General features: G+C 70.3%; 13 protein-coding genes. 8 read left to right on the top strand and 5 right to left on the bottom strand.

The genetic code is table 11. The features are described 5' to 3' along the window. Positions 1-109: 109 nt before the first annotated feature. A complete protein-coding gene (locus AB0903_RS24115) occupies positions 110-1,570 on the top strand; it encodes a trypsin-like serine protease (RefSeq protein ID WP_366706024.1) in 1,461 nt (486 codons plus the stop codon). A gap of 71 nt (positions 1,571-1,641) precedes the next feature. Here the strand turns inward: AB0903_RS24115 and AB0903_RS24110 are convergent, their stop codons facing one another. Then, the gene (locus tag AB0903_RS24110; protein ID WP_366706022.1) at positions 1,642-2,250 is read right to left on the bottom strand and encodes a transposase; all 609 of its coding nucleotides are present in this window, start codon (positions 2,248-2,250) and stop codon (positions 1,642-1,644) included. A 280-nt stretch (positions 2,251-2,530) separates the two neighbouring features. Here AB0903_RS24110 and AB0903_RS24105 point away from each other — a divergent pair, with 280 nt between their 5' ends. After that, the gene (locus AB0903_RS24105) at positions 2,531-2,662 is read left to right on the top strand and encodes a hypothetical protein (RefSeq protein ID WP_366706026.1); all 132 of its coding nucleotides are present in this window, start codon (positions 2,531-2,533) and stop codon (positions 2,660-2,662) included. Between the two features lie 41 nt (positions 2,663-2,703). On the opposite strand, the gene AB0903_RS24100 is transcribed toward AB0903_RS24105, so the two are convergent. Together AB0903_RS24100 and AB0903_RS24095 are read right to left on the bottom strand one after the other, a co-directional pair. Further along, positions 2,704-3,231 carry a hypothetical protein gene (locus AB0903_RS24100; RefSeq protein ID WP_366706018.1) on the bottom strand — a complete coding sequence of 176 codons (528 nt, stop codon included), beginning with the start codon at positions 3,229-3,231 and terminating at the stop codon, positions 2,704-2,706. Beyond that, on the bottom strand, positions 3,206-3,619 hold the full coding sequence (locus AB0903_RS24095; protein WP_366706016.1) for a DUF6415 family natural product biosynthesis protein: 414 nt from the start codon (positions 3,617-3,619) through the stop codon (positions 3,206-3,208). The genes AB0903_RS24100 and AB0903_RS24095 overlap by 26 nt, the downstream gene beginning before the upstream one ends. Positions 3,620-3,726: 107 nt before the next feature. Here AB0903_RS24095 and AB0903_RS24090 point away from each other — a divergent pair, with 107 nt between their 5' ends. The 5 genes from AB0903_RS24090 to AB0903_RS24070 all read left to right on the top strand — a co-directional run bounded on the left by AB0903_RS24090 (position 3,727) and on the right by AB0903_RS24070 (position 8,761). After that, the gene (locus tag AB0903_RS24090) at positions 3,727-4,566 is read left to right on the top strand and encodes a helix-turn-helix transcriptional regulator (protein WP_366706014.1); all 840 of its coding nucleotides are present in this window, start codon (positions 3,727-3,729) and stop codon (positions 4,564-4,566) included. After that, the gene (locus AB0903_RS24085; protein ID WP_366706012.1) at positions 4,563-4,754 is read left to right on the top strand and encodes a DUF397 domain-containing protein; all 192 of its coding nucleotides are present in this window, start codon (positions 4,563-4,565) and stop codon (positions 4,752-4,754) included. Before AB0903_RS24090 ends, AB0903_RS24085 begins: the two co-directional genes overlap by 4 nt. 262 nt (positions 4,755-5,016) lie before the next feature. Next, a complete protein-coding gene (locus AB0903_RS24080; RefSeq protein ID WP_366706010.1) occupies positions 5,017-5,832 on the top strand; it encodes a helix-turn-helix domain-containing protein in 816 nt (271 codons plus the stop codon). Positions 5,833-6,027: 195 nt separating this feature from the next. Continuing rightward, positions 6,028-7,452, top strand: coding sequence for a hypothetical protein (locus AB0903_RS24075; protein ID WP_366706020.1), 1,425 nt, complete (start codon positions 6,028-6,030; stop codon positions 7,450-7,452). A gap of 643 nt (positions 7,453-8,095) precedes the next feature. Next, positions 8,096-8,761, top strand: a complete 666-nt coding sequence (locus AB0903_RS24070; protein ID WP_366706008.1) for a GPP34 family phosphoprotein — start codon at positions 8,096-8,098, stop codon at positions 8,759-8,761. A gap of 137 nt (positions 8,762-8,898) precedes the next feature. On the opposite strand, the gene AB0903_RS24065 is transcribed toward AB0903_RS24070, so the two are convergent. Beyond that, entirely contained in the window at positions 8,899-9,888 is a 990-nt protein-coding gene (locus AB0903_RS24065) for a malate dehydrogenase (protein ID WP_366706006.1), read from the bottom strand. Between the two features lie 213 nt (positions 9,889-10,101). On the opposite strand from AB0903_RS24065, the gene AB0903_RS24060 reads away from it, so the two are divergent. Next, positions 10,102-10,287: a hypothetical protein gene (locus tag AB0903_RS24060; protein WP_366706004.1), complete on the top strand. Its 186-nt coding sequence runs from the start codon at positions 10,102-10,104 to the stop codon at positions 10,285-10,287. A 453-nt stretch (positions 10,288-10,740) separates the two neighbouring features. On the opposite strand, the gene AB0903_RS24055 is transcribed toward AB0903_RS24060, so the two are convergent. Continuing rightward, entirely contained in the window at positions 10,741-11,457 is a 717-nt protein-coding gene (locus AB0903_RS24055) for a DUF3017 domain-containing protein (protein WP_366706002.1), read from the bottom strand. Between the last annotated feature and the right edge of the window lie 12 nt (positions 11,458-11,469).

Below are 11,469 nucleotides of genomic sequence, written 5' to 3'. Positions count from 1 at the left end.
GCCGGGAGTCATACGCCCCCGACCAGCACGAGCACCCCGAAGCCCATGCACACCAGCCCCGTGACCTGCAACTTCACGATGCACACAACTCACTGCCTTCACCAGTAAACTGACCATCGGCGACACCCGCTCCTGCAGTGGCGCCCTCGTCGGCCCGCAGTGGGTGCTCACCGCAAGCAGCTGCTTTACGGCCGACGGCAGCGAGGCACTTGAATCTGGTGCCCCTCCAACGAAGACCACTGCCGTCGTCGGGCGGAACTCATCGACCAACACCACCGGCCACACGAGCACGGTTTCCCAACTGCTTCCCTACTGGGACCGGGATCTGGTCCTCGCTAAACTCACTACCCCGGCAACAGGTATCACCCCCGTGACACTCGCGGTTTCCGCACCGACAGCCGGCGAGTCAGTCTCTGTTCTCGGCTACGGACGCACCAGCACACAATGGCACCCGGACCAGCCTCACACCGCCTCATACATCACCGGCGCCACGACCGCAGCCTCTGTGGACCTCAGCGGCGCGACTGAGGCGGACACCATCTGCAAGGGTGACGCCGGAGGACCGATCGTCCGCACCGTCGACGGCGTCCCACAACTCGTCGCGATCACGAGCAAGGCTTGGCAGGGCGGCTGCTTCGGGCAGGACGAGGCCGAAGCGCGTCATGACGCTGTCGCCACTCTCGTCGACAACGTCACGGTGCCCGCACCCGACACGACGGGCAACGTGGCGCACGTGATGGCCATCGGAGCCGACAGCAAGGTCTACGGCGCGGATGGCAACTACAGCAGCGGCTCTTGGACCAGCTTCAAGCGAGCAGCAGAAGACACCACCCGGAAGATCGCCGCCACGACCACCAACGGCACCCAGCGGCTGTACACGGTCAGCGACACAGGTCAGCTGCTGCACACGAGCAGTTCGTATGTCACTGGGCCCTGGAGCAAGCCCACGCCGCTTCCCGGAGCAGAGGACATCGTAAAGGTCGCAGCAGTCGGCATCGGCAACGTTGTACACCTATACGCGGTGAAGACCGATGGCAAGCTCTACGGCGCGGATATGAACTACGCCACCGGCTCCTGGAAGGGATTCAGTTACATATCGGGCGGAGACAGTCTCTCGGATGTCGCAGCCACGGCGACCGGCAACATTGTCCGCCTCTACGTCGTAGGCACCGGCGGGAAAGTATTCACCAAGAGCGGCAATTACGACACGAACTCATGGGGCCCTTGGGGTACCGTTCCCGGTCCGGGCCTCGGCAATAAGCAGGTAGCCGCGACAGTGATCGGCAACAACGTACACCTGTACGTTCTGGCATCCGACTCCGTGATCTATGGAACCGATGCCGACTACACCGCAGGCACCTGGAGTAGTTACGCCAAGGTCCCGGGCAACAGCAGCATCAAGCGGATCTCCGCAACGGACACCGGAAACAGCGTCCATCTCTTCGCCGTCGCCGGGAACGATGAAATTTACAACGCCAACGGCAACTACACCACCGGTACGTGGAGCACGTTCAAAAACGTTCCCGGAAACACCGGAATCAAGGAAATAGCAACCTCCTCGTCCAGCTAGCTTCGAGGATTCAGCGGCCCGTCGGCTTTCCGACGGGCCGCTTTCTGCTGTACATAGAGCTCGTAACACGATCATGTTCGGGCCTTCTTGAGGCGTCTCCAGCAGATGAGGCTGCAGGTGAGGGAGATGAAGGCGTTGTGGAGTTCGGTGCGACGTTCACAGCGGACGGCGAGACGTTTGAACTGGTGGAGCAGGGCGAAGGTCTGCTCGACGACGTAGCGGAGCTTGCCCGGATCCTCAATGTTCGGGATACCTCTGGGGGAGATCACGGGCAGGATCCGGCGCTTGCGCAGTTCGCGGCGGTTGGGGTCGGAGTCGTAGCCCTTGTCGCCGAGCAGGGCTTCGGGACGTCGTCGAGGGCGGCCGGGGCGACTCGCGACGGACGGGATGCCGTCGACCAGAGCGAGGGGCTGGGTGACGTCGTGGACGTTGGCGGCGGTGGTGGTGGTGACCTTAACGGGGTGCCGCGTCCGTCGCAGATCAGATGGTGCTTGCTGCCCGTTTTCCGCCGGTCGGCCGGCGACGGCAAGGCCGACATCCACGTCCTGTACGACAACGGACAGAACACCGACGGCACCTTCCGCGCCGCCGCGTGGCGGTTCACCAGCACCGGCCCCGCCTTCAACAACGCCCTCCGGATCTGGGACAGCATCAACATCGCTCCCTGACAACCACACCATCCCTAAACGGCAGAGATCCCTGCCAGCGCGAAACCTGACCGAGGCCCCGGGCAGCTTGCCCGGGGTCTCCGGTGCGGGAGCGTCCACAACCGTCCCGCCGAACACGGCCTGCCGGTCCAACCGGCGGCCGTCGCCTGTCTGACCTGTTGGGCGGCGCGCCGTCTCGTCCCTGTTGTTGTCACACCAGAAGCGGCGCATCGTCGCCAACAAGGCCCTCCCTCAGCGAGAGCAAGAGCCGCGGCGTGAACGACGTCCTCATGCTCGTCTGCGACGGGGCGAAGTGCGTGTATCGACCATGATGTCGCTGGACCCCACCGGCAAGGGCCAAGACCGCTGGACCATGCGCTGGAAGACCGCCTTGAACGCCTTCGCCGTCACCTTCGGCGGCCGACTCTCAGGAGAGAGTCCGTAGCCCCAACACCGCTGTTCCACCGGTCGTTTGCCAGGCCCGGCTCAGCGCTCTCCGATCCGCGCCAGGTCCCGCCGGGCGCCCGCGTGTGCCACTGCCGCAGTCGCCGCGACGATCGCGATCGCCGCCAGGGACAGCAGCGTGAAGATCGCCGGGTTCACGAAGGCCGGCACGAAGTCGTGGGTGTAGCCGTCCGACCAGCGGCAGACCGAGCTGACGGGGAAGAGGCTGTCCTCCATGTTCGCGAGGTCGGGCCGGTCCACCGATGAGGAGTACCCGTACCGCTGCGGCCCGCACGTGTACCACTCGTTCTCCAGGCGGATGGTGCACACCACTCCGAACAGGTAGACCGCCAGCGCCACCGTCACGCACATCAGCGCCACGTCCCGCAGCGTCCCGGCGAGGGTCGGTGCGCGGAAGCGGCGGCGTGCGGCGAACGCCGGGAAGAGGTACACGCACAGCGTGTTCAGGACCAGCAGGCCCAGGATCACGATCCCGAAGAGGACCAGCGAGTTCTGGCCGGTGTCCGTGGCGAGTCGGACGGTCTCAGGTATCGCGGGGGTCGGAGGCATGCGCCCCATGCTGCGTCATCGCCGCGCCGGCCGCCCCCGCCGGGCCGTGCGCCCCGCCCGCGCTGGCCGCCGCAAGCTCCTCCCAGTGGTGGAGCAAGGCCCGGCATACTCTTGCCAGTTGCTCCGCCCGCCGCTGCGGGCCGGAGCCCGGCACGCCGCCGGCGCGCAGCTTGCGGCGGGCCTCGCCGACCGAGGCGAGGGCGAGGCAGCGGCCCTGTTCCCCGGCGGGAAGCGCGAGAGCCAGCTCCTCGACCTGGTCCACCAGCAGCCCGATGTGGACCCGGAGCAACTGCACGGTCTCCTGGGCCTCTTCGTCCCCGGCGCCTTCCAGGGCTCGGGCCGCCGTCGCGAGGGCCCGGCCCCTTTCGCATGAGGTCTTCTCGTTCATGACTCGAATGTCCCTGCTCAGGACTAGTTTCACGAGCATCACGCGGTGTACGTGACCGCTGTACGGGCCGTCACCGCCTCCGTACGAGTCGGCAAGGGAGAGTCGACATGACCGACCACAACAGCGTGTGCGAGGGCTACGACGAGAACGTGCCCGTCAGCATGCGCATCCTCAGTACCCAGATGAAGGCCCTGCGCGAGGGGGCGGACCTGACCCAGCGGGAGCTGGGCGACCGGGCCGGGTTCTCGGAGTCGCAGATCGGGAGCGTGGAGCAGGGCAGGCGGCCGCTGAAAATGGACCTGGCGGTGCAGCTGGAGAAGGTGTTCAAGGTCCCGAAGGTGTTCACGAGCGTCGTGAACGAGCAGCTGAAGGAGCCGCACCCGTCGTGGTTCCAGCCCTTCGCGCAGGCCGAGGCGGAGGCCGTGTCGCTGTCCGTCTACGGCAATCAGCTCATCAACGGGCTGTTGCAGACGGAGGAGTACGCGCGAGCCGTCCACGTCGCGCACCGTCCGGCGCTCGAGGACGAGGAGATCGAGCGCCGGGTCGCCGCCCGGCTGGCCAGGCAGCAGTTGCTGACGCGGAAGCCGGCGCCGTCGCTGAGTTTCATCCTCGAAGAGGTCGTCCTGCAGCGGACCGTCGGCGAGCCGGAGGTGATGCGGGAACAGCTGCTGCATCTGCTGGAGCTCGGTCGGCACCGGCACATCGAGATCCAGGTGATGCCGACCGCGCGCGGCTGCCACGCCGGGCTCGGTGGCCCGTTCACCCTGGTCGAGCCGCGTGACGAGGACATGTGCGCCTACCTCGAAGTGCAGGACGTGGGACGTCTGATCACCGGCCGCCGCATCGTCAGTCAGTTCGCAAGGCGGTATGGAATCCTCCAGAGCCAGGCCCTTTCCTCCGAGGACTCGGCCGAAGTCATCCGGCGAATGGCGACAGGAGAACGATGAACGACCTCACCTGGTTCAAGTCCAGTTACAGCGGCGGCGGCGGTCAGGACTGCATCGAGATCGCCACCGAACCCGCCACCGTCCACATCCGGGACTCCAAGAAGGCGACCGGACCGATACTCGACGTGTCCCCCGCCCCCTGGGCGGCCTTCGTCGCGTACGCGGCGTCCGACCGGCGCTCCCGCTGAAGAACCCGGAGGTCGCACCGGATTCGGGGTTTCCAGAATCCGGTGCACCGCAGGGCTCGGATCCCGCAGCCCCCTTAAAGGACTGGGGAAAGAACCACCCAACCACCCCTCCAACTCCCCTCGTCACTCGATCCGGTGACGGGGTGGCATATGTCGGGAGCGGCGCGGTACGTTCGCGGCGACAACACCACACAGAAACGGCCCCCGGCGGGACGGCAATCCCGGTCCGAGGGCCTGTTCATCAGGAAGATAAGGCTTCCCAATGACCTCAGCGCAGTCTATCGCGCCCCTTTCGCGCGGCGTGGTGCATGTGCGGCACCGCCACAAGGACAACTTCACGGTGGTCGGCAACCACCTCGCCCAGCACAAGACCCTGTCTGCCGCCGCCCGTGGTGTCGCGCTCTACATCCAGTCCGTCAAGGACGGCGCGAAGGTCTCCATCGAGGCCCTGGCCGACGAGTTCCCCGACAGCCCCGACCGCCTCGCGAAGGCGCTCAGGGAGCTGGAGGCCGCCGGCTATCTGCGGCGCCTCAAGCACCGCGCTCCCGGGCAGCGCATCGGCACCCGGACCACGTACTACGAGTGCCCCGGCGCCGCGCCCGAACCCCGGGCGCCCCTGCGACGCGTGAGCCTCGTCAAACGAGCACCGGCCAACCGCAAACCCCACCTGCCGAGCCTCTCCGAGCTGCTCCACCAGCCTGCCGCCCAGCTCCTCGCCGGGCTGCGGACCCTCGATCCCCGTCTGACGCTCTCCGTCCGGGACATCGCCGCCCTCGCCCCGGCCGTCACGACGTGGCTGGACCGCGACGTACCCGGGCCGCAGGTCGCCCGTACGCTCTCCTCCCTGCTGCCCCCGGGCACCCTGCACCGGCCGTCACGGCTCCTCGCGTACCGGCTCGAGAACTGGCTGCCGCCCGAGTTGCCGAAGGCCACCACTCCGATCGGCGTCGTACCGCTCGTGGAGTGCGAGGACTGCGGCCGCCCCTTCAGATCGGCGGTCCCCGGCCACTGCCGCGACTGCCGCCCCCGGCACCCGTCCGAGACCGGATCCGGTCACCGTCCTGACCGAGATCGCTGACACACAAGTCCGGCGCCCCTCACGAACCCGCGTGTGCCGTGTACGCGTACGCACGGAGGCGGACCCCGCAGGCGTCCGATGAGCCTCAGGTCGCACAGAGGTCGCGACCGGAGTGCGATGCGGCGGCCACCGGTCCCCACCAAGGATGGCCGGGTGACAGAGACGATCGCCGGACCTCAATTGTCCGTCCTGGAAATGCTGCTGATACTGAGTGCCGTCGTGCTGGTGCTGGCGCGCTGGCTTCCACCAGGTGCCCGCCGTACGGCAACGACGGCGGCGGGAGCGGTCCTTGTGCCGACCGCGGCCGCGCTGGTCCTCCTGGGGCCGCGCTGGCAGATGGCGCCGGTGTTCGCGGGCGCGGCGCTGGCGGCTCCGTTCGCGCTGTCGCCCCTGCTGCGTCGCCGTACGGGCCGCCGCCCCGCCGGGCGGGTCCGGTGGTGGTGGGCGGTGCCCGGATCGGCGGTGTGCCTCTCCCTCATCGCCATGGGTCCGGCCGCCGCCTGGGCACTTCCCGTTCCCGTCTTCCCCGAGCCGTCGGGCCGGTACCCGGTCGGCACCAGCGTGATGCAGTGGACCGACCCGGACCGGCCGGAGACCGCCACCGCAGACCCGGACGACCGGCGCACGGTCGTCGGCCAGTTCTGGTACCCGGCACGGGAGCATCCGGCGGGCGCGGAGCGCGCCCGGTACCTCGGGCGCACGGCGCGGGAGGCCCGCACCGTCTCCGACGCCCTGGCGGACTACGCGGGCCTGCCCGGATTCCTGCTCCACGGCGCCTCCCGGGCACACACCCGCGCGGTACCGGACGCGGAGGCGGCCACCGGAGGCGGGGCCTTCCCCGTCGTGCTGTTCTCCCCCGGGCTCGGCGGCGTCCGCACGCAGAACACCGCCTGGGCGGAGGAGTTGGCGTCCCGGGGCTACGTCGTCGTGGCCCTCGACCATCCGTACGACTCCGCGGCCGTGGTCCTCGATGACGGCCGGACCATCCGTACGAAGGTCGCCGCCACGGGCGACGACGAGAAGGACGACAAGCTGGCCGCCGAGCACACGAAGGTCCGGGCGGCCGACCTCGGCTTCGTCCTCACCCGGCTCAGCGTCACCGACGGCAGCGGGGCACCGCCCCGGCTGGCCGGCCGCCTGGACACGGGCAGAGTCGCCGTGACCGGCCACTCACTGGGCGGCGGCGCCGCGCTGCAGGCGGCTCACCAGGACCGCCGGTTCGACGCCGTGATCAATCTGGACGGCTACCCCCACGACCCGGCGCCCCGCCCGTTCCGGCAGCCGGCACTCGCCCTCACCCAGGTCATCGGGCCGCAGACCGACCCCGACTACATTCCGCGCCTCACCCGTGTCCTCGATCTGGGCACCGCGACGAGCTATCGGCTGGCCGTCCCCGGCACGGCGCATCTGACGTTCACCGATGCCCCTCTCTACCTGCCGCCCCTGCCGTCCCTCGTCGGTTCGCCGGGCCGTACCGAGGGTCCGCGGCTCACCGCCGCCCTCTGCGCGGCGTTCCTCGACACCACACTGCGAAGCGGGCAGAACGGCCCGGACGACCTGCCGGCCTATCTGGCGGACCACGGAGACCTGAGCGTGCACGGGCCCGGCACCGGCAGCTGACCGCGGAACCGGCCGGTCACGACGGCGGCGACGGGCACGGCGAGCGACGGCCCGGCCCGGCCCGGCGTTGCTCGTCCGGCGGGTACGGCGACTACGGGCACGGCGACGCTCGCCCGGCGGGCACAGTGACTACGGGCACGGCGACGCTCGCCCGGCGGGCACGGCGTGGCTGGACCGCGACGTACCCGGGCCGCAGGTCGCCCGTACGCTCCCCTCCCTGCTGCCCCGGGCACCTGCACCCCAGATTTTCAGTCGGCCCATCCTCTTGACTCCGGACATATCGGGAGGAGACTGGCCTTACACCAGATGACCGGAGAGAGCCGCACCCGTCGGCGGAGACGTCCACCGACCCGCGTGACCCAGTCCCACGGCTCTGGCCAGGCCCCCGGCGGGCTGCACGAGAGACCTGCGGTCAGCGACGACTGGCGCGTACGGAAATCGATGCAGAGCACCGGGGGCCGACGTGTGTCCAGGTCTCCGGCCCGGGCTCTCGGAGAAGACCGCCTCTGAAGCGGTCCGGTCCGGTCCGACGTCGAAGGCCCCCTCCGCCGCGCCCCTCCGCCGCGCGAGGCAACGCGCGAGGGAACTGGGGGCACTGCCCACGCGTCCCACTGATCAGGAACAACCGGCCGAGGGGACACGCATGGCGGTCACGCTGGGCGAGGAGATCATGCTGCTGTCGCTGGACGACGAGTCCGGGGCGGCGAAGGACCGGCAGTCGGCCGGATGGGCCGTGGCGGGCGGCATCCTGCTCGATCTCGTCATGGCCGGGCGCGTGTCGGTGAACGCCGAGCGGATCAGGATCACGGACAGCACCCCCACCGGCACCTCTCTCCTCGACGGCCGTCTGGAGCAGCTCGCTGCCTGGGCGGCCCGGAGCAGCAAGCCGCGGAAGGTCACCGACTGGCTGACGAAGGACCACTCGAAGGCCGTCAGCGCCACGATCGACAGCCTGCGCGAGCGCGGCCTCGTGGCCGAGGAGCAGCGCAAGGTGCTGGGTCTGTTCCCGGTGAAGCGCTATCCGGAGGCGGACAGCTCCACCGAGCGCGAACTGCGCGAGCGCCTGACCGCCGTCGTCCTGCACGACGCCGCCCCGGACGACCGTACGGCGGGCCTGGTGGCCCTGATCCACTCGGCCAAGCTGCACCGCCTCGCCTTCCCCGACGTGCCGCGCAAGCAGCTCGCGCCGCGGATGACGGAGATCGCCGAAGGCCAGTGGGCGGGCGACAGCATCCGTGAGGCGATCCGCAACATGCAGGCGGCGATGGTCGCGGTCACGGTGGCGACGACGGTCGTGGTCGCGGGCTGAGGCCCGTAGGCCCACACCGGAGGTGCGGCGTCCGGCCTCGGCGGGCCGCCACCCACACGTTCCCCACAGCCCCGCCGACATGCGCCCGCCCCCGGCGGCCGAAGCCACCGGGGGCGGGAAGACGCGGGCGGGATGCGTCAGATGAGGCCGAGCTCGCTGACCGCGGCACGCTCCTCGGCGAGTTCCTGCACCGACGCGTCGATGCGCGCACGCGAGAAGTCGTTGATGTCCAGGCCCTGGACGATCTCGTACTTGCCGTCCTTGCAGGTGACCGGGAAGGAGGAGATCAGGCCCTCCGGGACGCCGTAGGAGCCGTCCGACGGGATGCCCATGGAGGTCCAGTCGCCCTCGGCGGTGCCGTTGACCCAGGTGTGGACGTGGTCGATCGCGGCGTTGGCGGCGGAGGCGGCGGAGGACGCGCCGCGTGCCTCGATGATCGCCGCGCCGCGCTTGGCGACGGTCGGGATGAAGGTGTCGGCCAGCCACGCCTCGTCGTTCACGACCTCGGCGGCGTTCTTGCCGGCGATCTCCGCGTGGAAGATGTCCGGGTACTGGGTCGCCGAGTGATTGCCCCAGATGGTGAGGCGCTTGATGTCGGAGACGGCGGCGCCGGTCTTGGCGGCCAGCTGCGAGATCGCGCGGTTGTGGTCGAGACGGGTCATGGCGGTGAAGCGCTCGGCCGGTACGTCCGGGGCCGCGGCCTGGGCGATCAGGGCGTTGGTGTTGGCCGGGTTGCCGACGACGAGGACGCGGATGTCGTCCGCGGCGTTGTCGTTGATGGCCTTGCCCTGCGGCTTGAAGATGCCGCCGTTGGCCGAGAGCAGGTCACCGCGCTCCATGCCCTTGGTGCGGGGGCGGGCGCCGACGAGCAGCGCGACGTTGGCGCCGTCGAAGCCGACGTTCGGGTCGTCGGTGATCTCGATGCCCTTGAGCAGCGGGAAGGCGCAGTCGTCGAGCTCCATGGCGGTGCCCTCGGCGGCCTTGAGGCCCTGCGGGATCTCGAGCAGGCGCAGCTTGACCGGCACATCCGCGCCGAGCAGGTGGCCGGATGCGATGCGGAAGAGCAGCGCGTAGCCGATCTGGCCGGCCGCGCCGGTCACGGTGACGTTGACGGGAGTGCGGGTCATGGCGATCTCCGTAAGACAGCTGGCGGTGGGGGCACTGCCCCTCGTGCGGGACCTCTCGTCCACGCCCGTGCTGAATCTTGACGTGAAGAGATTTCCAGCGGTCAGGCTATCCGACACGCGCCCGGCCCAATCCCCACCCCCTTGTGGCGCGTCTCACGCCGTCGTGTCTCGCGGGCGCGCCACTGCCCGGAAGTGCGGCGCTCCGTCCCGGTCTTGAGCACGGCACACGCCTTCGCGTCGGCCGGATCCGGTACCGCCTCCATAGGGGTGTACGCGTCGTCCTCGTTGACCGGAACGGACCGCCGGGCCATGCCGCCCACCGCGATCGCCGCCCACCGCGACCGGGACCGGGACCTCGACCGGGACCGGGGCCTCCCAGCCGCGCGCGGCTCCGGGTGACACGGGCCCGGCTGCGCGCGGCGCGCATCGCCGTGGCGGACCTCGATCACGGCCTCGCCTTGCCTCCCATGACCGCCGGATACGGGGCTCGGGCCCGCGCGGTTGCCTGAAGCTGGACTCGGGCCCGCGCGGTTGCCTGAAGCTGGGCTCGGGCCCGCGCGGTTGCCTGAAACTGGGCTCGGCCTCGCATCGCCGCGGGAAACGGCGTCCGGGCCGGCATCGCTGCCGGATCGCGGGGCTCGGGCCGCATCGCCGCCGGATGCGGCGTCCCGGCTCGCATCCGGAGCACGAGACCACACCATGGCGGAATGGTCACTTCCGTGCCACAGGCCACAGTCGCACCTTGAACGGTCTTGGCGGGTGCATGACCCTTGAAACGCGACGGCGCCCGTCCTCCCTCGGGGGAGAGGACGGGCGCCGTCGGCGTGGTGCGGGCCCTTTGCGCCCCGGACGCTAACGCACCGTGAAATGGACCGCGTTCTCCAGGAACGGCACATCGAGCCACGGCTTCGGCTGCGCCACCAGCGCGAGCAGAACGATCACCGTGCCCAGAAGGCCGTACGTGATCATGTCCGTGAAACGGGAGCGGACGGCGAGCATGCCGACGGACGGGGTGGCGCGGCGCAGCACGGCGCCCAGGAGCAGACCGGCGCCGATCAGGATCGTCCCGACGCGCACGGCGTCGGCGAACATGTCGCTGCCGATGAGCAGCAGGCCCGCGCCGACCAGGCACAGCACGCTCAGCAGCGGCCACTGGCGGGCGGGGGCGGGAGCATCCCCGGACGCGGCGCGCCCGCCGCCCTCGGGCCGCGCGGTGTCCCGCGTGACGGCGGGCGGCCGCCGGGACCCGGACGGGCGGACGGACGGGTCGTCGTCCGCTTCGCGGGGCTCACCCCCGGACGCGCCGGACGCGCCGACGGCCGACTTGTCGGAGGCGGCGGCGTCCGCCGAGCCGGCAGCCACCTCGCCGTCGCCGGCGGCCGGGGCCGCGTCCGCGGCGTCCGGTCGGTCCGCGCCGGGAACTTCGCCGTCCCCGGCCGCCGCCGACCCGGCACCCACACCCGCACCGGCCGCACCCTCGCCAGGACCCGGCGCGGGCTCCGGCCCGGGCCGCCGGTCCGCGGCGCTCGCTCCGTGGGCGGCGCCGCCGCTGTCCGTGCGTACTTCCATGGGATCAGCCAC

The sequence above is a fragment of the Streptomyces sp. NPDC048389 genome, from assembly GCF_040706335.1.
Taxonomy (GTDB): Bacteria; Actinomycetota; Actinomycetes; order Streptomycetales; family Streptomycetaceae; genus Streptomyces.
Note: the sequence above shows the minus strand (reverse complement) of the source record. Positions and strands in the feature narration are given on the sequence as shown.

What these genes read in the sequence shown, in the direction of transcription:
- AB0903_RS24110 (WP_366706022.1), bottom strand. Translation starts at nt 2,250, where the DNA reads ATGGTGTGGTTGTCAGGGAGCGATGTTGATGCTGTCCCAGATCCGGAG.
- AB0903_RS24100 (WP_366706018.1), bottom strand. Translation starts at nt 3,231, where the DNA reads ATGCCTCCGACCCCCGCGATACCTGAGACCGTCCGACTCGCCACGGAC.
- AB0903_RS24095 (WP_366706016.1), bottom strand. Translation starts at nt 3,619, where the DNA reads ATGAACGAGAAGACCTCATGCGAAAGGGGCCGGGCCCTCGCGACGGCG.
- AB0903_RS24090 (WP_366706014.1), top strand. Translation starts at nt 3,727, where the DNA reads ATGACCGACCACAACAGCGTGTGCGAGGGCTACGACGAGAACGTGCCC.
- AB0903_RS24085 (WP_366706012.1), top strand. Translation starts at nt 4,563, where the DNA reads ATGAACGACCTCACCTGGTTCAAGTCCAGTTACAGCGGCGGCGGCGGT.
- AB0903_RS24080 (WP_366706010.1), top strand. Translation starts at nt 5,017, where the DNA reads ATGACCTCAGCGCAGTCTATCGCGCCCCTTTCGCGCGGCGTGGTGCAT.
- AB0903_RS24075 (WP_366706020.1), top strand. Translation starts at nt 6,028, where the DNA reads ATGCTGCTGATACTGAGTGCCGTCGTGCTGGTGCTGGCGCGCTGGCTT.
- AB0903_RS24070 (WP_366706008.1), top strand. Translation starts at nt 8,096, where the DNA reads ATGGCGGTCACGCTGGGCGAGGAGATCATGCTGCTGTCGCTGGACGAC.
- AB0903_RS24065 (WP_366706006.1), bottom strand. Translation starts at nt 9,888, where the DNA reads ATGACCCGCACTCCCGTCAACGTCACCGTGACCGGCGCGGCCGGCCAG.
- AB0903_RS24055 (WP_366706002.1), bottom strand. Translation starts at nt 11,457, where the DNA reads ATGGAAGTACGCACGGACAGCGGCGGCGCCGCCCACGGAGCGAGCGCC.